Annotated in this window: 18 protein-coding genes; 8 read left to right on the top strand and 10 right to left on the bottom strand. The window is 60.0% G+C overall.

What is annotated here, in order from left to right; translation table 11 throughout:
• Positions 1-16 precede the first annotated feature (16 nt).
• Complete coding sequence (locus tag PseAD21_RS25645; protein ID WP_025110762.1) at positions 17-322, bottom strand: DUF2282 domain-containing protein; 306 nt, start codon at positions 320-322, stop codon at positions 17-19.
• Positions 323-625: 303 nt separating this feature from the next.
• Here PseAD21_RS25645 and PseAD21_RS25640 point away from each other — a divergent pair, with 303 nt between their 5' ends.
• Positions 626-2332: a DUF2599 domain-containing protein gene (locus tag PseAD21_RS25640; protein ID WP_102358568.1), complete on the top strand. Its 1707-nt coding sequence runs from the start codon at positions 626-628 to the stop codon at positions 2330-2332.
• Positions 2333-2364: 32 nt separating this feature from the next.
• Positions 2365-3603 carry a DUF2599 domain-containing protein gene (locus tag PseAD21_RS25635; RefSeq protein WP_102358567.1) on the top strand — a complete coding sequence of 413 codons (1239 nt, stop codon included), beginning with the start codon at positions 2365-2367 and terminating at the stop codon, positions 3601-3603.
• Positions 3604-3774: 171 nt separating this feature from the next.
• Here the strand turns inward: PseAD21_RS25635 and PseAD21_RS25625 are convergent, their stop codons facing one another.
• From PseAD21_RS25625 to PseAD21_RS25605, 5 genes are all read right to left on the bottom strand, one after another.
• Positions 3775-4476, bottom strand: a complete 702-nt coding sequence (locus PseAD21_RS25625) for an ABC transporter ATP-binding protein (RefSeq protein WP_008082262.1) — start codon at positions 4474-4476, stop codon at positions 3775-3777.
• Positions 4477-5244, bottom strand: a complete 768-nt coding sequence (livG, locus tag PseAD21_RS25620; RefSeq protein WP_102358566.1) for a high-affinity branched-chain amino acid ABC transporter ATP-binding protein LivG — start codon at positions 5242-5244, stop codon at positions 4477-4479.
• Positions 5241-6497, bottom strand: a complete 1257-nt coding sequence (locus PseAD21_RS25615; RefSeq protein WP_102358565.1) for a high-affinity branched-chain amino acid ABC transporter permease LivM — start codon at positions 6495-6497, stop codon at positions 5241-5243. The genes livG and PseAD21_RS25615 overlap by 4 nt, the downstream gene beginning before the upstream one ends.
• The gene (livH, locus tag PseAD21_RS25610; protein WP_003222384.1) at positions 6494-7417 is read right to left on the bottom strand and encodes a high-affinity branched-chain amino acid ABC transporter permease LivH; all 924 of its coding nucleotides are present in this window, start codon (positions 7415-7417) and stop codon (positions 6494-6496) included. Before livH ends, PseAD21_RS25615 begins: the two co-directional genes overlap by 4 nt.
• Before the next feature lie 230 nt (positions 7418-7647).
• Entirely contained in the window at positions 7648-8775 is a 1128-nt protein-coding gene (locus PseAD21_RS25605) for a branched-chain amino acid ABC transporter substrate-binding protein (RefSeq protein WP_102358564.1), read from the bottom strand.
• A gap of 352 nt (positions 8776-9127) precedes the next feature.
• Here PseAD21_RS25605 and PseAD21_RS25600 point away from each other — a divergent pair, with 352 nt between their 5' ends.
• Complete coding sequence (locus PseAD21_RS25600; RefSeq protein WP_102358563.1) at positions 9128-9433, top strand: DUF2288 domain-containing protein; 306 nt, start codon at positions 9128-9130, stop codon at positions 9431-9433.
• 322 nt (positions 9434-9755) lie between these two features.
• Here the strand turns inward: PseAD21_RS25600 and PseAD21_RS25595 are convergent, their stop codons facing one another.
• Entirely contained in the window at positions 9756-11954 is a 2199-nt protein-coding gene (locus PseAD21_RS25595; RefSeq protein WP_102358562.1) for a hypothetical protein, read from the bottom strand.
• 197 nt (positions 11955-12151) lie between these two features.
• On the opposite strand from PseAD21_RS25595, the gene PseAD21_RS25590 reads away from it, so the two are divergent.
• The gene (locus PseAD21_RS25590; protein WP_178082167.1) at positions 12152-13048 is read left to right on the top strand and encodes an NAD(P)-dependent oxidoreductase; all 897 of its coding nucleotides are present in this window, start codon (positions 12152-12154) and stop codon (positions 13046-13048) included.
• Here the strand turns inward: PseAD21_RS25590 and PseAD21_RS25585 are convergent.
• Positions 12939-15221, bottom strand: coding sequence for a bifunctional diguanylate cyclase/phosphodiesterase (locus PseAD21_RS25585; RefSeq protein ID WP_102358561.1), 2283 nt, complete (start codon positions 15219-15221; stop codon positions 12939-12941). The two genes, PseAD21_RS25590 and PseAD21_RS25585, sit on opposite strands and share 110 nt — an antisense overlap.
• Before the next feature lie 148 nt (positions 15222-15369).
• The gene (locus tag PseAD21_RS25580; protein WP_102358560.1) at positions 15370-15738 is read right to left on the bottom strand and encodes a YkgJ family cysteine cluster protein; all 369 of its coding nucleotides are present in this window, start codon (positions 15736-15738) and stop codon (positions 15370-15372) included.
• A 301-nt stretch (positions 15739-16039) separates the two neighbouring features.
• Here PseAD21_RS25580 and PseAD21_RS25575 point away from each other — a divergent pair, with 301 nt between their 5' ends.
• Positions 16040-17389 (top strand): MFS transporter, encoded by a 1350-nt coding sequence (locus tag PseAD21_RS25575; RefSeq protein WP_102358559.1) that lies wholly within the window; start codon positions 16040-16042, stop codon positions 17387-17389.
• Between the two features lie 161 nt (positions 17390-17550).
• On the opposite strand, the gene rapA is transcribed toward PseAD21_RS25575, so the two are convergent.
• On the bottom strand, positions 17551-20397 hold the full coding sequence (gene rapA, locus PseAD21_RS25570) for an RNA polymerase-associated protein RapA (protein ID WP_102358558.1): 2847 nt from the start codon (positions 20395-20397) through the stop codon (positions 17551-17553).
• 241 nt (positions 20398-20638) lie between these two features.
• Between rapA and PseAD21_RS25565 the strand changes: the two genes are divergently transcribed.
• The 3 genes from PseAD21_RS25565 (at position 20639) to ccoM (ending at position 21530) form a co-directional block, all read left to right on the top strand.
• Positions 20639-20980 carry an aspartate-semialdehyde dehydrogenase gene (locus PseAD21_RS25565; protein WP_102358557.1) on the top strand — a complete coding sequence of 114 codons (342 nt, stop codon included), beginning with the start codon at positions 20639-20641 and terminating at the stop codon, positions 20978-20980.
• Positions 20981-21106: 126 nt separating this feature from the next.
• The gene (locus tag PseAD21_RS29810) at positions 21107-21268 is read left to right on the top strand and encodes a hypothetical protein (RefSeq protein ID WP_178082166.1); all 162 of its coding nucleotides are present in this window, start codon (positions 21107-21109) and stop codon (positions 21266-21268) included.
• Positions 21269-21416: 148 nt separating this feature from the next.
• Positions 21417-21530: a cytochrome c oxidase subunit CcoM gene (gene ccoM, locus PseAD21_RS30175; RefSeq protein ID WP_003222396.1), complete on the top strand. Its 114-nt coding sequence runs from the start codon at positions 21417-21419 to the stop codon at positions 21528-21530.
• The last annotated feature ends 291 nt before the right edge of the window (positions 21531-21821 follow it).

The following is a 21821-nucleotide window of genomic DNA, read 5'->3' as shown; positions in this document are numbered from 1 at the left end:
TCAGGCAGACCGTGGATCAGGACTTGGCTTTGAACGCTTGCATCTGACCGAAACCGGTCGGCGAGGTCTTGCTCTCGGTGGTGGCGCAAGTGCCTTTCGGTACGAGTTTCCAGGCGTTCGGCTGGTAGTCCATTTTCGCGGTACCGGCACACGTGGTGCCTGCGCCCGCGGCGCAATCGTTGTGACCTTTCATGGCCACGCCGAAGCATTTTTCCATGTCGGCATCAGCGGCGTGGACGGTCGATACGGCAGCCATGCTCAGGGCAGAGCCAAGGGCCAGAACCAGGGCGGTGGCGGACAGGGTGCGGGTAGTAGCAGTCATGATGTTTCTCCAGGTTTGAACTTGGGTTTTGCAAGCGAAGTGCGCTTGCTTACCCCTCTAGAGATCGCTCATGGCGATGCGTTACAGCTCCCCCGATTTTTTTGTAGATACTGCAAAACCCTGTAGGAGTGAGCCAGCTCGCGATCGCGCTAGTTCAGTCAGCAGATGTGTTGGATATGCCGCCGTCATCGCGAGCAGGCTCACTCCTACAGGGTTAGTGTTCTGCCCATCCAGACTGTCATACGTGTTCTATAGTCATTTCAACGGCCACTCCAACAGGCCGATTTACCAGGACGGTATCTCATGACAAAGGATCGCTCAGTCTCCGCTGTGCTGTCGCGCAAGGCTTCATCGTTTGCTCTGGCCTGCACGCTGCCGCTGTTGTTTTCCACGGCTGACGCCCAGCCGCAACCCGACCCGCTGGACACGCTCAAGCGCATCAACAGCAACTACAACACCCTCAAGGACAACTGCCAGGAACCCGACACCAGTGCCGCGCGCGGGCTGTATTACTGCAGCGGCGTGACCTTGCGCATGGTCAATGACGGACCGTTCAATCCGTGGGATTACAGCCCCTATGCGATCAAGATCGGCGCGACCTCCTACTCGTGGATTCGCAAGGATCTGAGCACGCGGATTCTCATCCACCCGGCCGGTTTCATCCTGCGCACGCCCACCGATGCGGCGGCGCTGAAGTTGCCGGTCAAGGAGCAGGGCTTTACCTGCATCTACGCCTTCGATGGCGGCACGGGGCCTGAGCGCAAATGGTACGGCTGCGGTTTCTTCGACAGCCGCGAACCGCCGCGCGCGGCGCAAGGGACGATGAACAACCGCAATGCCGCGCTGGCCTACGGCACCTGTGCCGAGGCCGGGGTGACCACCGCCGAGCAATGGACGCAGAAATACACCGGGCTGATGAAGGGGCCGATCCAGTACGGCCAGTGCTCGTGGAACGCGGAAAAGCCCAGTGACTGGCAGGCGATGATCCGGGTCCATGAGTCGCGCCCGAACACCACCAACAAGGACCCCTTTGCCTTCAGTGGCCAGGTCAACGAATTCATGTTGAAGAATGCCACCGCGACCAACGACGGCAGCGAAAACATGAAGTACATCGACGCCTTCATTTACAACGTCAACAGCACGCAGAACTTCGCCACCCGTGGTGATCAGGCGCCGCCGAAACCGGAGAACGGCCTGAACAGCGCGCGCAACTTCCAGAAGAAACTCAAGGCCCAGGGCTACAGCGTGCCGATCCTGCGCCTGGACTTCACCAAGCCTGCGGAACAGCGTTTCAGCTATGTCGCCGCCGATCAGGCAATCGACGACATGGTGGTGGGGGGAGGCGCCCCGACACAGAAGTACATCGCGGATGCTGTGTGGATCGAGCGTTACGACCCGGGCACCAAAAGAAACGAATGGTCGCTGAAGGTCACGCCGACGGCGCAGGGCAAGGCGGCTCAGGCCACTGACCAAGAGGCCGTGTACAAGGAACTGTTCGCCCTGCGTGGGGCCGACAACCAGTGGCATGACAACGAGAAAGCCGCGGGCAGCATGCGCCAGCAACTGAGTTGTCTGGTGCAGAACTATCCGGCCAAGACCGAATGGAATCTGGAGCCGTTCCGCCCCGTGGTCAGCCCCCAGGAGGCGGCGAAGGCCGGTTGCAACCCGGTGCCGGTCCAGGCGCCGCAATACATCGCTTCTGCCGACTGGATCAAACGCTACGATCCCGGCACTCGCAAGGATGAATGGACCCTGAGCGTGGTGCCCACCGCAGCAGGGCGCGCCTTGCCCAATGAGCAGATCGGCGTTCTGTACGACCAGTTGTTCGCCCTCAAGGGCTCGGACAGCAACTGGCGTGACAACGAAAGATCCGTCGGCAGCATGCGTCAGCAATTGAGCTGCGTGCTGGTCAATTACCGCAACAAGACGCCATGGAATCTGGAGCCATTCAGGCCGGCGTTGTCGGACAGCGAGACTCGCGCCGCGGGTTGCAACCCGGTCCCGCGTTGAGTGTGTGTTGGCAAATCAAGGAGATGCAAGCCATGAAAAAACGTTTGGTCAGGACTGTTCCACTGCTGATCTTGCCGCTGCTGTTGCACACGACTGCGGCCAATGCCGAGTCATGTGCGGAGACGCTGAAAAAGGTTGAAACGTTGTACAACAAAACCGTCGACAGTTGCGGGCAGGATCCCGCGTCGGACTGTTCGGGACTGCTGGTGCGGGGTACGCACCGGGCCGATCCGGCCAAGGGGCAGAAATGGGACGTGTGGAATCCCAGCCCGAAAGCCGTGGAGCTGGGCACGTTCGCCGCCTCGTATATGCGCGCCGATGGCATCAGCTATGAAGACCCGGGCATGAGCACGCAGAACGGCTACCTGATTACGCCGAGGGATCTTGTGAAAGATCCAGAAACACCGGTGCACGTCTATTGCGCGTTTCCCAATGATGCCTGGACCGATTTTCGCAATGACCGTGGCTGTGGCGACAACAAAAACCCCGCCCCGACCGAGGCGGTCTGCCAAGCCATGAAACCACCCATCGTGACGCCGAATGCCTGGGTCGCGCACTTCACCCAGTACAACAACAATCGCCAGCAGGACCAGTTGCAGTGTGGCTTCAACATGCGCAATCCGATGAGCAGCAAGGAGCGGGTCGATGCCTTTCGCAATTTCATGGGCGCGCGCAAAGTCATCAACAGCCGTGAATTCCAGACCCAGACGGAGCTGCGCCTGGGTAACCCGAAAACCGATGAGCTGCCGATTCTGGCGTTCTTCTACAGCGATCAGCGCGGCTTGAATGATGCGATGGCCAATCAAAAGGACTACAAGGCCAAGACCGGCAAGGACCGCAACATCATCAAGATCGACTTTCCGAGAACCCCGGTCGGCAAGGCCTCGTTCTCGTGCATCCAGACCTCGACGCCGGCAGAACCAAAATTCTGCGACAAGTACATCGAGTCCAGCACCTGGGTAGAGCGTCCCGATCCGAAACTGGGGCCGAAGACCTGGTCGCTCTCGGTAGTGCCGACCGCGTGTGGCCGCGCGATCAAGGATGACCAGACCGATCGGATGTTTGCCGAGCTGTACAACAAGCACAAGGACGATCCGCAATGGCGCCAGTACAGCGTCAATGGTGGCTCGTTGCGTCGACAGATGGTCTGTCATCTGGCGGCGGTCTACGATGGCAAGCCGGTGCGCAACAAGCCTGAGTGGAACCTTGAGCCGGCCCGGCCTTACGTCGATCAGGCCACCGCAGTCGCGCAGTACTGCAACCCTTATTAAGGGCTGTTGATTTTGTGGGAGCGGGCTTGCTCGCGAAAGCGGTGCATCAGTCAGCACACATGCTGAATGTAAAATCGTCTTCGCGAGCAAGCCCGCTCCCACAGGGGATGTGCGTTGAATTCAAAATACAAAAAAACGGCCCGAGGGCCGTTTTTTTGTTGGGCGAATGCATCATCCGCCGAGGTACGCCTCGCGCACTTTCGGGTCGGTCAACAGCGCTTCACCGGTGCCTTGCATCACTACGCGGCCGTTCTCCAGAACGTAGGCGCGGTCAGCGATTTTCAGCGCCTGGTTGGCGTTCTGCTCGACCAGGAACACCGTCACACCGTCTTTGCGCAGCATTTCGATGATGTCGAAAATCTGCTGGATGATGATCGGTGCCAGACCCAGCGACGGCTCGTCGAGCAGCAGCAGCTTCGGCTTGCTCATCAACGCACGGCCGATGGCGAGCATTTGCTGTTCGCCGCCGGACATGGTGCCGCCGCGCTGGTTGAAGCGTTCTTTCAGGCGCGGGAACAGGCCAAGGACCTTGTCCATTTGCTCCTGATAGTCGCCCTTGTCGGTGAAGAAGCCGCCCATGGACAGGTTTTCTTCGACGGTCAGACGGGCGAACACCCGACGACCTTCCGGCACCACCGCGATGCTTTTGCGCATGATCTGCGACGAGTCCTGGCCGACCAGTTCCTCACCCATGTAGCGGATGCTGCCGCTGTGCGCCTGCGGTGAACCGCAGAGCGTCATCAGCAGCGTGGACTTGCCGGCACCGTTGGCGCCGATCAGGGTCACGATCTCGCCCTGACGGACTTCGACGTTGACACTGTGCAGGGCCTGGATCTTGCCGTAGAAGGTGGAAACGTTTTCGAACTGCAGCATTTACGCTTCCCCCAGGTAGGCTTTGATCACTTCAGGATTGTCGCGGATCTGTTCCGGCGTGCCGTCAGCCAGAGGCGTGCCCTGGTTGATCACGACGATGTGGTCGGAAATGCTCATGACCAGTTTCATGTCGTGTTCGATCAGCAGCACGGTCACGTTGTGCTCTTCACGCAGCACGCTGATCAGCGCCTTGAGGTCTTCGGTTTCCTTCGGGTTCAGGCCGGCCGCCGGTTCGTCGAGCATGAGGATCCGTGGACGGGTCATCATGCAGCGGGCGATTTCCAGACGCCGTTGCTGACCGTAGGCCAGGGTCCCGGCGGTACGGTTGGCGAACTCCTTGAGGTTGACCTTTTCCAGCCAGTACTCGGCATATTCCATCGCCTCGCGCTCGCTCTTGCGGAACGAAGGGGTCTTGAACAGGCCGGCCAGGAAGTTGGTGTTCAGGTGACGGTGCTGGGCGATCAGCAGGTTCTCGACCGCCGTCATGTCTTTGAACAACCGCACGTTCTGGAAGGTGCGCACCACGCCCTTGAGGGCGATCTTGTGGCCCGGCAGGCCCTGGATCGGCTCGCCGTCCAGCAGAATGCTGCCGCCCGATGGCTGGTAGAAACCGGTCAGGCAGTTGAACACGGTGGTCTTGCCCGCGCCGTTCGGCCCGATCAGCGCCACCACTTGTTTTTCCTTGACGGTCAGGGCCACGCCATTGACCGCGAGCAAGCCGCCGAAGCGCATGCTCAGGTTTTCGACCTTAAGAATCTCGCGGCTCATTTGCGCAACTCCATGTGTGGGCGTTGCATTGGCAGCAGACCTTGTGGACGCCAGATCATCATCAACACCATCAGCGCACCGAACATCAACATCCGGTATTCGCTGAACTCACGCATCATTTCCGGCAACAGGATCATCACCACGGCCGCGAGAATCACGCCCAGTTGCGAGCCCATGCCACCCAGCACGACGATGGCGAGGATGATCGCCGACTCGATGAAGGTGAACGATTCCGGGGTCACCAGACCCTGACGGGCGGCGAAGAAGCTGCCGGCGAAACCGGCGAAGCTCGCACCCAGGGTGAATGCCGACAGCTTGATGATCGTCGGATTCAGGCCCAGTGCGCGGCAGGCGATTTCATCTTCACGCAGCGCTTCCCACGCACGGCCGATCGGCATGCGCAGCAGGCGGTTGATGATGAACAGCGCCGCCAGTGCCAGCAACAGCGCAACCAGGTAGAGGAAGATCACCTTGTTGATCGAGTTGTATTCGAGGCCGAAATACTCGTGGAAGGTTTGCATGCCTTCCGCCGCTTTACGTTCGAAGGTCAGGCCGAAGAACGTCGGTTTCTCGATGTTGCTGATGCCGTTCGGACCGCCGGTGATGTCGGTCAGGTTGCGCAGGAACAGACGGATGATCTCGCCGAAGCCCAGGGTCACGATCGCCAGGTAGTCACCGCGCAGACGCAACACCGGGAAGCCCAGCAGGAAGCCGAACGTCGCCGACATCAGGCCGGCAATCGGCAGGCAGATCCAGAAGCTCAGGCCGTAGTAGTGCGACAGCAGCGCATAACTGTAGGCGCCGACGGCGTAGAAGCCGACGTAACCCAGGTCGAGCAGACCGGCCAGACCGACCACAATGTTCAGGCCAAGGCCGAGCATCACGTAGATCAGGATCAGCGTTGCGATGTCCACCGCGCCACGGGAGCCGAAGAACGGCCAGACCAGTGCACCGAGGATCAGCGCGATGATGATGTAGCGTTGGGTGGTCGGCAGGGTCAGGAAGTTGCTGGCCTTGGCCGGGATCAGCGGCAGGCTCGGCGAGGATTTCCACGCCTTGCTGATCTGCTGGTTGAACAGCACGCGCAGGAACATCAGCACCGAGCACACGGCGATGGTCGCCAGAATGGCCGGGCTGGTGCCGTGCACTTCGAGGTTGATGCCGACGATGGTCAGTTTCAGACCCAGTACCGGATACGCAACCGCCCAAACCAAGAGCGCACTGAAGAGTGCTTGCTTAAGATTTTTAGTCATACTTTCTCAACCTCCGGACGGCCCAGAATGCCGGTCGGACGGAACAACAGCACCAGAACCAACAAGCCAAAAGCCACGACGTCCTTGTACTGGTCGCCGAAGATATCGGCACCAAAGGCTTCCGCCACCCCAAGCACCAGCCCGCCGAGCATGGCGCCGGGGATGCTGCCGATCCCGCCCAATACTGCGGCGGTGAAGGCCTTGAGGCCGACGAGGAAACCGGCGTTCGGGTTGATCACGCCGTACTGCATGCTCAGCAGCACAGCCGCAACGGCCGCCAGCGCAGCACCAATGACGAAGGTCAGGGCGATGATGTTGTTGGTGTTGATGCCCAGCAGGTTGGCCATCTTGATGTCTTCGGCGCAGGCGCGGCAGGCGCGGCCCAGGCGAGAGCGAGAGATGAACAGCGTGAGGCCGAGCATGGCGACCAGGGTCACCACGAACACCACGATTTGCATGTAGGAAATCAGCACTTCATGTGCACCACCTGGCCCGATGGAGATGTTGCCGGGGATCAGGTTGGGGATGGATTTATCCTTGGAGTCTTGCGCCAGCAGAACCGTGTTCTGCAGGAAGATCGACATGCCGATGGCGGAAATCAGCGGGATCAGACGGTTGCTGCCGCGCAGGGGGCGGTAGGCGATCCGTTCGATGCTGTAACCGTAGGAACTGGTGACAACGATGCTCGCGATAAACGCCGCGGTCATCAACAGCGGGACGTTGTCGATTCCCATCATGGCCAGCCCGGCGATGGCGATGAACGCCACGTAGGAGCCAATCATGTACACCTCGCCGTGGGCGAAGTTGATCATTCCAATGATGCCGTAAACCATCGTATAGCCGATGGCGATCAGGGCATACGTGCTGCCAATGGTCAGGCCATTAACCAGCTGTTGGAAGAAGTGATAGATGTCAGGCATTACAACGCTCCTAAAAACCTGATACGCATTTCACTGGTGGAGTCATTTTCCCGCCCGGCCCCGTGGATCTATATCCACTTCGAATCCGGGTTTTGCCAGCGAACCGCTGATGACGGTTTTGAGATTTTCAGGTGGGGAGACTGGCGGATCACGCCAGCGCGGCCCATACATTCGTAAAACAAAGCCCACGGCACGCCGTGGGCTTTATTGGCAGTCAGTCAGGGCGCGCCTTACTGAGGCGAAACTTCAGTTTTCGGTTTGCCGAAGTGCCACTCGTAAACCACAAATTTGAAGTCCTTCAGGTCGCCCTTGGCGTCGAAGCTCAGGTCGCCGGTAGGGGTCTTGAAGGAGCCTGCGTGAATGGCTGCGGCCACTTTTGCCGGGTCTTCGGATTTGGCTGCGGTGATACCGCCGGCAATCACTTCAACCGCCGAGTAGGAAGGGAACACGAACGGGCCGCTCGGATCTTCTTTCTTCGCCTTGAATGCATCAGCCAGGGCAACGTTGGCCGGATCCTGGTCGAAGGATTTCGGCAGGGTCACCAGCAGGCCTTCGGAGGACTCTTTGGCGATCTGCGAAATGGAGTCGTTACCCACGCCTTCCGGACCCATGAACTTGGCTTTCAGACCTTTTTCCTGGGCTTGACGCAGGATCAGACCCAGCTCCGGGTGGTAGCCGCCGTAGTAGACGAAGTCGACGTTGGCTTGCTTGAGCTTGGAGATGATCGAGGAGAAGTCCTTGTCGCCAGCGTTGATGCCTTCGAACACCGCCACTTTGACGTTCTTGCTTTCGAGGGTTTTCTTCACCGCGGTAGCGATGCCTTCACCGTATTGCTGCTTGTCGTGCAGTACGGCAACGATTTTCGGCTTCACGTGGTCGGCGATGTAGTTACCGGCGGCAGGGCCCTGGGCGCTGTCCAGACCGATGGTGCGGAAGACCATTTTGTAACCACGGGCGGTGATGTCCGGGCTGGTCGCAGCCGGGGTGATCATCACGACGCCTTCGTCTTCGTAAATGTCCGAAGCAGGCTGAGTGGAGCTGGAGCACAGGTGACCGACCACGAACTTGACGCCGTCGTTGACGACCTTGTTCGCGACCGCTACGGCTTGTTTCGGATCGCACGCGTCATCGTATTCAACGGCTTCGAGCTTCTTGCCGTCGACGCCGCCCTTGGCGTTGATCTGCTCGATGGCCATTTTCGCGCCACTGAACTGCATGTCGCCGTATTGGGCTACCGGGCCGGTTTTAGGGCCGGCGATACCGATCTTGATGGTGTCAGCTGCGAACGAATGGCTGGCAACCCCGGCCAGAACCATAGCGGCAAACAGTTTGGAAATCTGCTTAGTAGCCTTAGTCATAGTGCTCCACTCTTACTGTTGTAATTTTTTTTGAGTTCTGGCGCCGTAGCAGCAGAACCGGGTCAGATATCTTTGCGATACCCTCCGGAAATGCCCCCGGCAACTGTACCGGTACAGTGTAGAGCGCCGGTTGTTGGCCTGGGAAGCTGGCGCCAGGGGGCAAAACTTGTGGGTGTCGCATTTTTGAATGAAAAATACAGAATTGCGGCGGGGCTTTCGAGGGGCTTATGCCCCAAACACAGCATTCCTTGGCGTTCCTGCTCTTTTCGTTCGGTGAAGCGTTTTGCAACCGGGTTTTTCTGCCGGACCACCGACGTTATCATTCGCGTCGATTTCTTTTCCGGACAGTCCCATGAATCAAGAACCTAGCACCCTCTATGCCAAGCTGCTTGGTGAAACCGCATCTATTACCTGGAAAGAGCTGGAGCCGTTCTTTGCCAAGGGTGCCCTATTGTGGGTCGATCCAGCCCTGGATTTGATCGCCGCCGCTGAGGCCGTGGCATCGGATGATGGCGAGAAAGTCGCCGCCTGGCTGGCCGAAGACAAGGTCGCCAAGCTGTCTGAAACGCGGGCGCTGGATCTTTTCGAGCGCGATCCCGAGCTGTGGGCGGTGGTGGTGAGTCCGTGGATTCTGATCCAGGAAAGGGCGCCCGCCTGAGTGGTTGCACTTAGATGGTGCGAGCGTCGTGCGAAGGAAAGTGTGTAGCCGAGTAGCGTGATGGCACGTTGCCGTAGAGAAATGCCACATGCGTGGGTGGCATCACGGTGACGTAAACGTAACGGGAACAGTTTAGTAAGCAGCCTAACGGCTGCTTAATTGTTTCTGGATATGATCGTTCCCACGCTCCGCGTGGGAATGCATCAATGGACGCTCTGCGTCCGCATTGGGACGCAGAGCGTCCCGGGCGGCGTTCCCACGCAGAGCGTGGGAACGATCGTGGGAGCGGGCTTGCTCGCGAAGGGGGCGACTCGGTTCGTGATCAGACCGTGAACGTCTTGCCCGTATGGTTATTCAGCGAAATAACCTTGGTCTTGCCAATCCGGTGACGATAAATCTCGCGCAGATATTTGATCGACTTTTTCACGCAATCACGCGACAAACGAATGTCATTGATCGAGACGAACTTGTCTTTGTCATTGATCAGCTCGCGGTACTTTTTCTCGTACATCGGCTTGATCGCGTACCAGTTGGTGTCGAGGATCTTCGCCGGGTTCTCGAACTCGTTGAGCAGATCGTCGATACGGTCTTCGTCGAATTCTTCATTGATGATGAAGTCGAGGATCGAGTTGTCCAGGGTCTCGTCGAAACGGTACGGGGTCTTCGCAAAGCAGCGCTTGATGAACGCCACGATCAACGTCAGGAAGTCGTCCGACAGGCACGGGCTCTTGGCGATCAGGGTGGTCAGCGACAGGTTGGCCGACGCACCGATCACCAGCGCGTAGCGCTTGAGCGTGGTGTTGGGGAACAGGCTGTTGAGGTGGGTCTTCAACCGGTTCAGGTCCATGTAGGACAGCTTGTAGTCTTTGGGCAGCGAGACGATCGAGACCACCGACGAGCAGTTCTTGAAGAAGTGCAGGTCGTGCAGGGCGGCGGCGTCGTAGCCGGAATTCTTGTACTGCTCCAGCGAGGCGCGATAACGCTTGGATTCGATCGGCAGCAGGCTGATGCCTTCGATCGCCTGGGTAACCTTGTTGAAGTGCGGCAAGTCGATCGAGCGGAAGAACAGGTCGTCGATGTTCAGGCGCTGCGGCTCTTTGTCGAACACCTTGAACTTGTCGCTGCTCGGCGGCGGGGTTTCCGGCACCACAGATTCGGCGTAGGCAATCGCCACCGGGCCGGCCAGGCTCATGAACAGGTCGTTGGCGTCCAGGCGAATGGTTTCGCCGATGTCGATGCCGGCGCGACGGAAGTAGTTCTGGTCGTAGTCGGTGGTCACCGCCTGCGCCGTCAGAATGTTGAAGATCTGCTGCGAGATGTACTGGTTGGCGTGCTTCTCCATCGCATTGACATCAATGTTCTGGATGTTGCCGTCATCGCTCTCTTCGGCGTAACGCATGATGTCGTTGGAGATCAGCATCATCGCGTTCCATGGGCGGATGCGGCCCATGACGCTGGCTTCGCTGCTGTCTTCATTGGCGAAGTTATAGGAGAAATCCCATTCTTCCGAGAGGTATTTGCACAGCAGGCGACCAGCGTTGATGTGCAGCGCCTCGGACATTTCGCTGCGGTGGTCGGAAATGTTCGGCAGCACGCAGATACCGCTGGTGAAGATCGGCTCCAACACGAACGAATGCCCGCTCTTGCCGTCATGCTCGTCCATCGGCTTGGTGTCGAACGTTTTGTTCATGTACGAGTGCTGCTGGGCCAGGCCGAATTCCGAGGCCATGCCCGAACCGGTACCGCCGCCGGCACTGAAGATCGAGAAGTACAGGCGCGACTGGTTGGCCTTGATGCCGCAGCTGTCGATCAGGTACGAGTGGATCATTTTCCAGTCGGGGCTGGAGAAGCGCTGGGTGTCCTTGTTGAGGATGATCTTGGCCAGGTACTGGCCGAGGATCGGCGCGTTACCGGCGCCACCGGCGTGGACTTCGGACAAGTCCATGATCTTCATTTTGCTGTAGTCGCGCAGGAACCCGCTTTTCTCGCCCTTGCGCGAGAAACGGATGCGCCCGGCGATGTCCTTGTCGAGGTCGCCGAGCATTACCAGCGGTTCGACCAGAAACACCGGTTTGCTCGATTTGTTCGGGCCGATCCGCAGGTTGTTCTTGATCCACTGCGCCGGGCTGTAGCCCTTGTCGGCCAGTCGCCGATCCGCTGCGCGGTCTTCATTGTTGAATTCGTTGAGGTAGAACTTGCGTGCGTTGTACACCAGTTCCGCGACGTCGAGGGCGATGTTGGAGCCGCAGCGACCGAGGCCGATCAGGCACACCGACGGGAATTCCTGGTCGTTGTGCTGCTCGTTGTCGCCTTCCAGGTGCGGCGGGCGCGGGAATACGAGGTCACGCAGGCCATCGAGGTTGTCGAGGATGCGGTCGGTGTTGGTTTCGGTGTAATAGAGATATTGGTGAGTGCCCAGCGGGCGCGAAGGAGGCAATGGCTTCATCGGTGCCGGGCTGTTCGCCGCAGGACTCAGAGTCAGGTCGGATACCGCAGTGGCGGGATTGTTTTTAGAAGTCATTGTGCGCCATATACCTGGACAGGGTTGGCTCGGCGACCGTTGTCATCGAGCCTCACGGAAAGAGGATCTCGCGTCTTTGACTGCGCGTATTTGGCCCGGGCGTCAGGGGCTTGGCCTGATCGTCGCGCGGGGGAATCCTTTCCTGATCGTTCATGAATCGGCCATTATTCGGTGATCTTTAATCGAAAAGAGGCAAAATGATGTCAACGCTACCTCCGTTGGGCTTTGCCGGAATTGGCCTGATGGGCCTGCCGATGTGCCACCGTCTGCTGGCGGCGGGTTACCCGCTGACCGTGTGGAATCGCAACCCGGCCAAGTGCGCGTCATTGGTCGAAGCCGGCGCCCGGCAGGTAGCGACCCCGGCTGAACTGTGCGAACACGCGGACGTGGTGATGCTCTGTCTGGCCGACACGGCGGTGGTGCGCGAGGTGGTGTTTGGTGTCGGCGGCGTCGCTGAAGGGGCGAAAAAAGGCCAGTTGCTGGTGGACTTTTCCAGCCTCGAACCGACCGCCACTCGCGAGATGGCGGCCGAGTTGGCAGACAGGTCTGGCATGGCCTGGCTCGATTCACCGGTGTCCGGCGGGGTGGTCGGCGCCGAGGCGGGCAGCCTGGCAATCATGGTTGGCGGTGCAGCGGCGGATCTGCAGCGAGTACGCGCGGTGCTGCTCAACCTCGGTCAGCGCGTCACCCACATGGGCGGCATCGGCGCCGGGCAAGTGACCAAGGCCTGCAACCAGATGATCGTCGCTTGCAATGCGCTGGTGATTGCTGAAGCGGTGGCGCTGGCCGAGCAGGCCGGGGTCGATGCCAGCCTGATCGCCGAAGCGCTGGCCGGTGGTTTTGCCGATTCGAGACCGTTGCAGATCCTCGCCCCGCAAATGGCCGAGAGCCGTTTCGAGCCGGTGAAATGGCACGTGCGTACGTTGCTCAAGGACCTCGATACTGCGGTGAAGTTTTCGCGTGAACAGGGTTCGGCGACGCCGATCAGCGGATTGGCCGCACAACTGATGCGCCTGCATGGGGCGCAGGGCTTTTTGCAGAAGGATCCAGCGACACTGGTACAAATGTACCGCGCGCCAGACTCAGCGGATTGACCGCGTGGGAGTGTTTGCGCTGGTTGATCTCTTCCAGCACCGGGCGTAACTCATCCAGCGGCACTGGACGGCTGAGCAGGTAACCCTGAATGAAGTCGCAACCTGAACGCTCAAGAAACTCGTACTGCTCCAGGCTTTCCACGCCTTCGGTCACCACTTGCAAATGCAGGGTGTGGGCCATGACGATGATTGCCTGGACGATCTCCATGTCGGCGGTTGCCGTGGGGATGTCGACGATGAACGAACGGTCGATCTTCAGCGTGTTGAGCGGCAGGCGCTTGAGGTAGGCCAGTGACGAATAGCCGGTGCCGAAGTCGTCGATCGACAGCGACACGCCGAGGGCGCGGATCTGCCGCAACAGCACCAGGGTGTTGGCGATGTTGCCCATCAACGCGTTTTCGGTGACTTCCAGTTCCAGCCGCTCGGGTGCGACCCCGGCGCTGCGCAGCGCACTTTCGATTTCATCGGCCAGCTCTTCCCGGGCGAGGTTGAGCGGCGAGCAGTTCCAGGCGATTTTCAGTTCGTCGCAGCCATGGCGCGTCAGTTCGCCAAGGTCCGTGCAGGCTCTGCGCAACACCCAGTTGTCCAGTTCGGCGATCAGGCCGTTGGTTTCGGCAATTGCAATGAAACGGTCCGGAGCCAGCAGGCCATGCACCGGGTGCTGCCAGCGGATCAACGCTTCGAGTTTGGTGACCCGGCCGGTTTTCAGTTCGAAGATCGGTTGGTAATACAGCGTCAGCCCGTTTTCCTCACGCAGGGCCTGGCGCAATTCTTCTTCCAGTTGCAGCTCCAGGCTGGCGCGGGTTCTCAGGTTCGAACTGAAAAAATGCAGGCCGTTACGCCCGGCTCCCTTGGACTGATACAGCGCCAGATCCGCGTGCTTGAGCAGCTCGTCGCAAGTGCTGCCGTCGTCGGGGAACAGGCTGATGCCGATGCTGGTGGTCATCACCATACGGCGCCCCGCCAGTTCGATGGGCTCCTTCATTTTCAGCATGATCCGTTGCGCCATGCTGCGCGCCTCTTCACGGTCATGCAGGCCGATCAGGATGCAGAACTCGTCGCCACCGAAGCGTGCAACCACGTCTTCGTGGCTGCGCACCGAGCCTTTGATGTGATTGGCGATGACTTTGAGCAAGGCGTCACCGGCGTCATGGCCGAGGCTGTCGTTGATCCGCTTGAAGTGGTCGATGTCGAGAAACATCACCGCGAGCATGCCGCCCTCGCTGGTTTTCTGGCTGAGTTTCTCGGCGAAGATCTGGTTGAAACCGCGACGGTTGATCAGGTTGGTCAGGGCGTCATAGTTGGCCACATGTTGCAGCGACATACGCGCCTGATCGAGCTGGCTGAGCAGGGCGTTGACCCGGCGCAGGTCGTGTTCCTTGCTTTGCAGCTTCTTGTCGGCCAGCGCCGCGCTGATCGCGCTGCCGAGAATCAGCAGAATGATCAGCGCGATTGTCAGGCCCAGTTGCAGGTGATTGGTTTCGGTACTCAGGGTCGGCGCTGCGCCTTCGGGCAACACCAGATCCAACGCGGCCATCCCGGTGAAATGCATGCTGATGATGCCGGCGCCGAGGATCATCGCGGCGGTGTATTTGAGCAAATGAAGGAAACGCCCGTTGCCTTCACGCAAACAACCGGCGACCCACAGCGCGGCGAAGCTGGCGCCGATGGCAATCACGATCGACAGGCAGAACAGCAGCGGCTGGTAGTAAGCGGTGGCCACCGAGTGCATCGCCGCCATGCCGACGTAATGCATGCCAGCGATGCCCAGTCCGATGACGATGGCGGTTTTCAGGTAGTGCACCAGGCTGGGCTGCGGATGACTCAAGGTGTGCATCGCCAGCCACGAGGCGAGCAGGGCGATCAGCAGGGAAAACAGAGTGATCGCCAGGTCGTAATGGATTTCTATCGGTGTCTGGAACGCCAGCATGGCGATGAAGTGCATGGCCCAGATGCCGCCGGCCAGGCAGGTGGCGCCGATCCAGCGCCAGACCCGTCGCGAGCCCGGATCTTCGGCATGGCCGACCCGTTCGGCCATGTCGAGGGTGGCAAAACTCGCGGCGCAGGCGACCAGATAGGCCACCAGCACCAGCAAGGGGTTATGTGTGCAATCGAGAATGACCTGCCCGCTCTCCGGCAGCTCGGTAACAAACTGCAAACCAAGCCACTCCATAGCATGCCCCGTCTCTGAAGTCGTCCCTACTGCGTCTTCAACGCAGGCGAATGAGAGGAGTATAGAGGCGGTTTTTATAGTGCAAGCGATAGTGGCACATTGCATTCAACGATTTCGGCATGAGCCTCATAGCGATTGGCGCTAAGCGTCACGCGCTCTGGTCGTAGGGGATCTCAGCCCAGTCCGGTTGCAGGGGCGGCAGGCCGAAGCGGGCACGCGCCTTGTCGCAATCGACATTCTGCTCGCCGTTTTCCCAGGATGACTCGAATTCACGGCAGGGGCTGGAGCGTTGTTCGTAAATCGAGCATTGCACCTGGCTGCCCACTTCGCCGACCAAAGCCGTGCAACGTGGCGATTTGCAGTCGGTGCCGTTCATCGCCACCCGGCTGGGGCTGATCTGGGTGACCAGTTCATCGGGCACCGTACCGCCGGAGGAAGCGCATTCACCCCAGAAAAAAGACACACGAAAATGGGAACAACAGGCACCGCAATTCAGACACGGACTGACTTCGGACATGGGGGAGGGCATCAAAGGGATTGATCGGCGAATCCGGACGGATCCGGCGGCTATTCTAGGCTTCGCCGTGAACTTGGGAAGGGGGGCGCGAAAGTATTTTTTTGTAGCCGGGTTTTGCCGTGAAAGCCCCGGTTTATGGGGGATTGCTGAGTTATCAAGGGCTTACGTTTCGTTACAGTGCCATGGCCCGACATCAGGCTTGCGAATGATCACAGACAGCCCCGATCCGCCTGTCTAGATTGCAGGTTCCGGGCTCGGATGCGACGGCAGTGAAGCCCCATGACAATAAAGAGACGGACCCATGCAGAACTCGACCCAAGCGGCGAATGCCTGGCGCATTCTGTTCCTGTTGTTCCTTGCCAACCTGTTCAATTTCTTCGACCGCACCATTCCGGCGATCATCATCGAGCCGATCCGCATGGAATGGCACCTCAGCGACTTCCAGCTGGGGATCGTCGGCACTGCATTCACTCTGGTGTATGCGATTGCCGGCCTGCCATTAGGCCGGATGGCCGATACCGGTTCGCGCAGCAAACTGATGGGCTGGGGTCTGGCAACCTGGAGCGCGCTGACGGCAGTCAACGGTCTGGTCGGCAGTTTCTGGAGTTTCCTGCTGGTGCGCATGGGCATCGGCATTGGCGAGGCCAGTTACGCCCCGGCGGCCAACTCGTTGATCGGCGACCTGTTCCCGGCGCACCGCCGGGCACGGGCGATGGGCATTTTCATGCTCGGCTTGCCGTTGGGCCTGCTGCTGGCGTTTTTCACCATCGGCGCGATGGTCAAGGCGTTCGACAGCTGGCGTGCGCCGTTCTTTATTGCGGCGGTGCCGGGGCTGATTCTGGCGATATTCATGTTCTTCATTAAAGAGCCGAAGCGCGGTGCGGCGGAAACCGTGCAGGTCTCGCAGGAGCGAGTCGACAAGCCGATCCGCCGCGTTCTCGCGGTGCCGACCTTCCTCTGGCTGGTGATGGCGGGTTTGTGCTTCAACTTCGCCACCTATGCCTGCAACTCGTTTCTGGTGCCGATGCTGCAACGGTATTTCCTGATGCCGTTGCAGGAGGCCGCCGTGGCGACCGGGGTGATTGTCGGCGTTACCGGGTTGATTGGCCTGACCCTCGGCGGCTGGATCGCCGACAAGATTCATCAGCGGGTCGCCAATGGCCGGCTGTTGTTTGCCGGCTTCAGCCTGATCATCTCGACCGTGTGCACAGCGTGGGCGCTGCACGCAGGGCGGGTCGAGATCGGCGTGTTCGTCGCGGTGTTCAGCGTCGGCTGGCTGTTTGCCTACAACTTTTACACCTGCGTCTATACGGCGATTCAGGACGTGGTCGAACCGCGCCTGCGGGCTACGGCGATGGCACTGTTCTTTGCTGGACTGTATCTGCTCGGCGGCGGACTGGGGCCGGTGGTGGTGGGGGCGTTGTCGGATCACTTCGCCAAATCGGCGATGTTCTCGGCGGGGGCTGAGCAGATGACCGAGGCGTTCAAGGCGGTGGGGCTGCATGACGCGATGTACCTGATCCCGGTTGCGCTGTTCTTCACCATGGTGTTTCTGTTTCTGGCGGCGCGGTGTTTTGTGCGCGATGCGCAGCGGATGAGGGAGGGGTTGGTGGCGGTGAGTGAGCCTGATGTTGCTGTGGCGACTGCATAATTGCTATCGCGAGCGGGCTCACTCCTACAGGGGAGTGCATTCCAACTGTAGGAGTGAGCCTGCTCGCGATAGGGCCTTCAGCATCACCCGATAAACAGCAGACAAACAAAAAGGCCCGCATCACTGCGGGCCTTTTCATTTACAACGGTGGAGCAGGGGCCTTAGCCCGCCACCAACACCCGGATCGCTTCCAGACGCAGCGCCGCTTTATCGAGCATTGCCAGACCCTGTTCACGCTGCTTGCGCAACGCATCCAGTTCGCTGTCGCGTACGGTCGGGTTGACCGCTTGCAACGCGGTCAGGCGCGCCAGTTCTTCTTCGGTATCGGCAGCCAGACGACGACGGGCCTCGGCCACGCGCTCGGCGTGACGCGGGGTGATCTTGTCTTCACCAGCGTTGATCCGTGGCGTCAGCTGATCGCGCTGGGCCTGGATGAACTTGTTGGCGCTGGCACGCGGTACGCTTTCCAGCTGATCGTTCAGCGTTTCAAACGAGACCCGTGGCGACAGGTCGTTGCCGTTGGCGTCGAGCAGGCAGCGCAGCGCGGCCGGCGGCAGGTAGCGGCCCAGTTGCAGCGAGCGCGGGGCAACCACTTCGCTGACGTAGAGCAGTTCCAGCAGCACGGTGCCCGGTTTCAGTGCCTTGTTCTTGATCAGCGCGACGGCGGTGTTGCCCATCGAGCCGGACAGCACCAGGTCCATGCCGCCCTGCACCATAGGGTGTTCCCAGGTGATGAACTGCATGTCTTCGCGCGACAGTGCCTGATTGCGATCGTACGTGATGGTCACGCCTTCGTCGTCGCCCAACGGGAAGCTGGCGTCGAGCATCTTCTCGCTCGGCTTGAGGATCAGGGCGTTTTCCGAGTGGTCTTCGCTGTCGATGCCGAACGCGTCGAACAGGGTTTCCATGTAGATCGGCAGGGCGAACTGATCGTCCTGCTCGAGGATCGCCTCGACCAGCGCGTCACCTTCGCCAGCGCCCCCGGAGTTGAGTTCCAGCAGGCGGTCGCGACCGGTGTGCAGCTCTTGTTCCAGACGCTCGCGCTCGGTGCGCGCTTCGTCGATCAGCGCTTGCCACTCGCCGTCGTCAGCTTCTTCGAGCAGCGGCAGCAGGCGCGGGCCGAACTGATGCTGCAAGGCGTTGCCGGTCGGGCAGGTGTTGAGGAACGCGTTCAGCGCTTCGTTGTACCACTGGAACAGACGCTCTTGCGGGCTGGTTTCCAGGTACGGCACGTGCAGCTCGATGATGTGCTTCTGGCCGATCCGGTCGAGACGGCCGATACGCTGCTCGAGCAGGTCCGGGTGCGACGGTAGATCGAACAGCACCAGGTGGTGAGCGAACTGGAAGTTGCGACCTTCACTGCCGATTTCCGAGCAGATCAGCACCTGCGCGCCGAACTCTTCGTCGGCGAAGTAGGCGGCGGCGCGGTCACGCTCGAGGATGTTCATGCCTTCATGGAACACCGTGGCCGGGATGCCGGAGCGCACGCGCAGGGCGTCTTCCAGATCCATCGCGGTTTCGGCGTGGGCGCAGATCACCAGCACTTTGGTGCGCTTGAGCATTTTCAGCTGATCGATCAGCCACTCGACACGCGGGTCGAATTTCCACCAGCGCTCTTCTTCACTGGCGTCCGGCTGGGCCTGGAAGCTGACTTCCGGGTACAGCTCGGCGTGATCGCCCAGCGGTAGTTCGAGGTATTCGTCGGGGCACGGCAGCGGGTATGGGTGCAGTTTGCGTTCAGGGAAACCCTGCACGGCGGCGCGGGTGTTACGGAACAGCACGCGGCCGGTGCCGTGGCGGTCGAGCAGCTCACGCACCAGACGGGCGCTGGCTTCGGTGTCGCCATCGTTGACCGCGGTCAGCAGCGCTTCGCCTTCGTTGCCGAGGAAGCCGTGAATGGTTTTGTGCGCTTGGGGCGACAGGCGCCCCTTGTCGAGCAGTTCCTGAACGGCCTCGGCCACCGGGCGATAGTTGTCGCTCTCGGCGCGGAACGCGGCCAGGTCATGGAAACGGTTTGGATCGAGCAGGCGCAGACGGGCGAAGTGGCTGTCCTGGCCGAGTTGTTCCGGGGTGGCGGTGAGCAGCAGCACGCCAGGAATGACTTCGGCGAGTTGCTCGACCAGCGAATATTCCGCGCTGGCCTTTTCTTCGTGCCAGACCAGGTGGTGGGCTTCGTCGACGACCAACAGATCCCAACCGGCGGCGAACAGAGCGTCCTGCGCCTTCTCGTCGTCGACCAGCCATTCCAGCGCCACCAGCGCCAGTTGGGTGTCTTCGAACGGGTTGGCGGCATCGCTTTCGATGAAGCGTTCTTCGTCGAACAGCGCAACCTGCAGGTTGAAGCGGCGGCGCATTTCCACCAGCCACTGATGCTGCAGGTTTTCCGGCACCAGGATCAGCACGCGGTTGGCGCGGCCCGAGAGCAACTGGCGATGGATCACCAGGCCGGCTTCGATGGTTTTACCCAGACCCACTTCGTCGGCCAGCAGAACCCGCGGCGCGATGCGGTCGGCGACTTCACGGGCAATGTGCAACTGGTGCGCGATCGGTTGCGCACGCACGCCGCCCAGGCCCCAGAGCGAGGACTGCAACTGGCGGCTGGTGTGTTCCAGGGTGTTGTAGCGCAGGGAGAACCACGCCAGTGGGTCGATCTGCCCGGCGAACAGACGGTCGCTGGCCAGACGGAACTGAATGAAGTTCGACAGTTGGGTTTCCGGCAGGGTAACCGCTTCGTTCTGCCCGTTGAGGCCGTGATAGACCATCAGCCCGTCGACGTCGTCGACTTCGCGCACGGTCATCTTCCAGCCTTCGAAGTGAGTAATGGTGTCACCCGGCGAGAACCGCACGCGGGTGAGCGGCGCATTCCGTAGCGCGTACTGGCGGGTTTCGCCAGTGGCCGGGTAAAGCACGGTCAACAAGCGGCCGTCCTGTGCCAGAACGGTGCCTAAACCAAGCTCTGCTTCGCTGTCACTGATCCAGCGTTGCCCCGGTTGATACTGCTGCGCCATGCTGCCTGACTCCCACCTTGAAAAAGCGGGCTATCTTAACGGAATGAGGCCCCGAGGCCAAAGGATTAGGAGCAGTTGGAAGCTTTTAGCTACGCGCCGCAAGCTGAGGCAAGAGGCGGTCATGCGTTGGTTTTATGAGGGAGAGGGGCACCTGTGAGTGCCAACCCGGTCACAAGTTTGCGACCAGCGGCTCAAGCCAGCTTCGCCCAAGCCGATAGCCTGCTGACAGGAGACCCTTTATATGCTGCCACCGATGCTCCCCCTGAGCGCTGTGCCGATCACTTCCCAGCAGGACCCGATTCGCCAGCGGCCGGACATTCCTCCGGTGGTGCCGGTGCAGGAAAGCTCCAACGAAAGCACGATCGATCTGCAAAAGCGCGATCCGGAAGAGGATCGACTGCAGGCGCGCGAAGAACAGCGCCGCCAGCAGGAACGCGACCGCCGTCGCCGCGAGGCCGACGAAGACCCGGAAGAACACCTCGCCGTGCCTGGCACCGAGCTCAATGCCGACAACACCGTGCCGGTGGTGCCGCTGATGGAAGATCAGCCACGTCAGGGCTTGTGGGTCGATATCGAGATCTGAATCAGTTCATTTACATGATTTGTTGTAGAGCTGTGGCTGGTCAGCGCTGGCGTCAGGCGGCATGATTGGCGCAGTCCTGCCGGCGATGCGGCAGTTGTGATTTCTTCAAGCGATGCGCCGAACGCCATGAGCCAAGACGACAAACTGATCGACCTCAGCACCGAACGCGCCAAGCGGGTGCATGACCTCAACGAGAAACGCCTGAACGAAGTGCGCAAAGCCTTCGAGCAGGCGATGCCATTGGGAAAAAACCAGAAAAAGCCGAAAAAGAAACCGAAAAAGCGTTGATCTCCCTCCGCATCCTTTGATGCAGATCAGTTATTTTCCCGCCTTTACCTTTTGTGTTGACCGGACTTGATCCTGGTCAATTTCTGCGCCTGCGTGATTGGTTAACTTAGTTCCATCGCAGCAAAGCAGGGGCCAGGAGGCCACAGTCATGTTTTTCGATAACGTGGTGTTTGCCGGGGTTCTGACCGTAGGACTCATGGTTCTGTTTTTTGCAGGGTTTGGATTTTTTATCTGGAAAGATGCGAATAAGCGCAAGAAGTAGGTCTTTCTGGGTTTGATGAGCACGCAAGGCATTTTGGGCAACTTCGGTTGCCCTTTTTTTTGTGTGCTTGGCGGCCTTTGGGCCGACCATGTTGTGGGTTGTTTGGTGTGGATATCCGTAGCTTTGGGTGTTGCGGCTGGCGGTTTCGCCCTTACGGCGAGTCCCTTTTGACAAGCGCCTCAAAAGGAACCAAAAAGTCTTGCCCCAACGTTCGGCCCGCTCGCTAAGGCTCGGGGTTCCTTCGCTCCGGGATCCATCCGGGCGCATCGCCTCCGGTTTGCTTCGCTGCAC

This window comes from Pseudomonas sp. AD21 (assembly GCF_002878485.1).
In the GTDB taxonomy this organism is placed as follows: domain Bacteria; phylum Pseudomonadota; class Gammaproteobacteria; order Pseudomonadales; family Pseudomonadaceae; genus Aquipseudomonas.
This window is presented reverse-complemented; position numbering and strand designations above follow the sequence as displayed.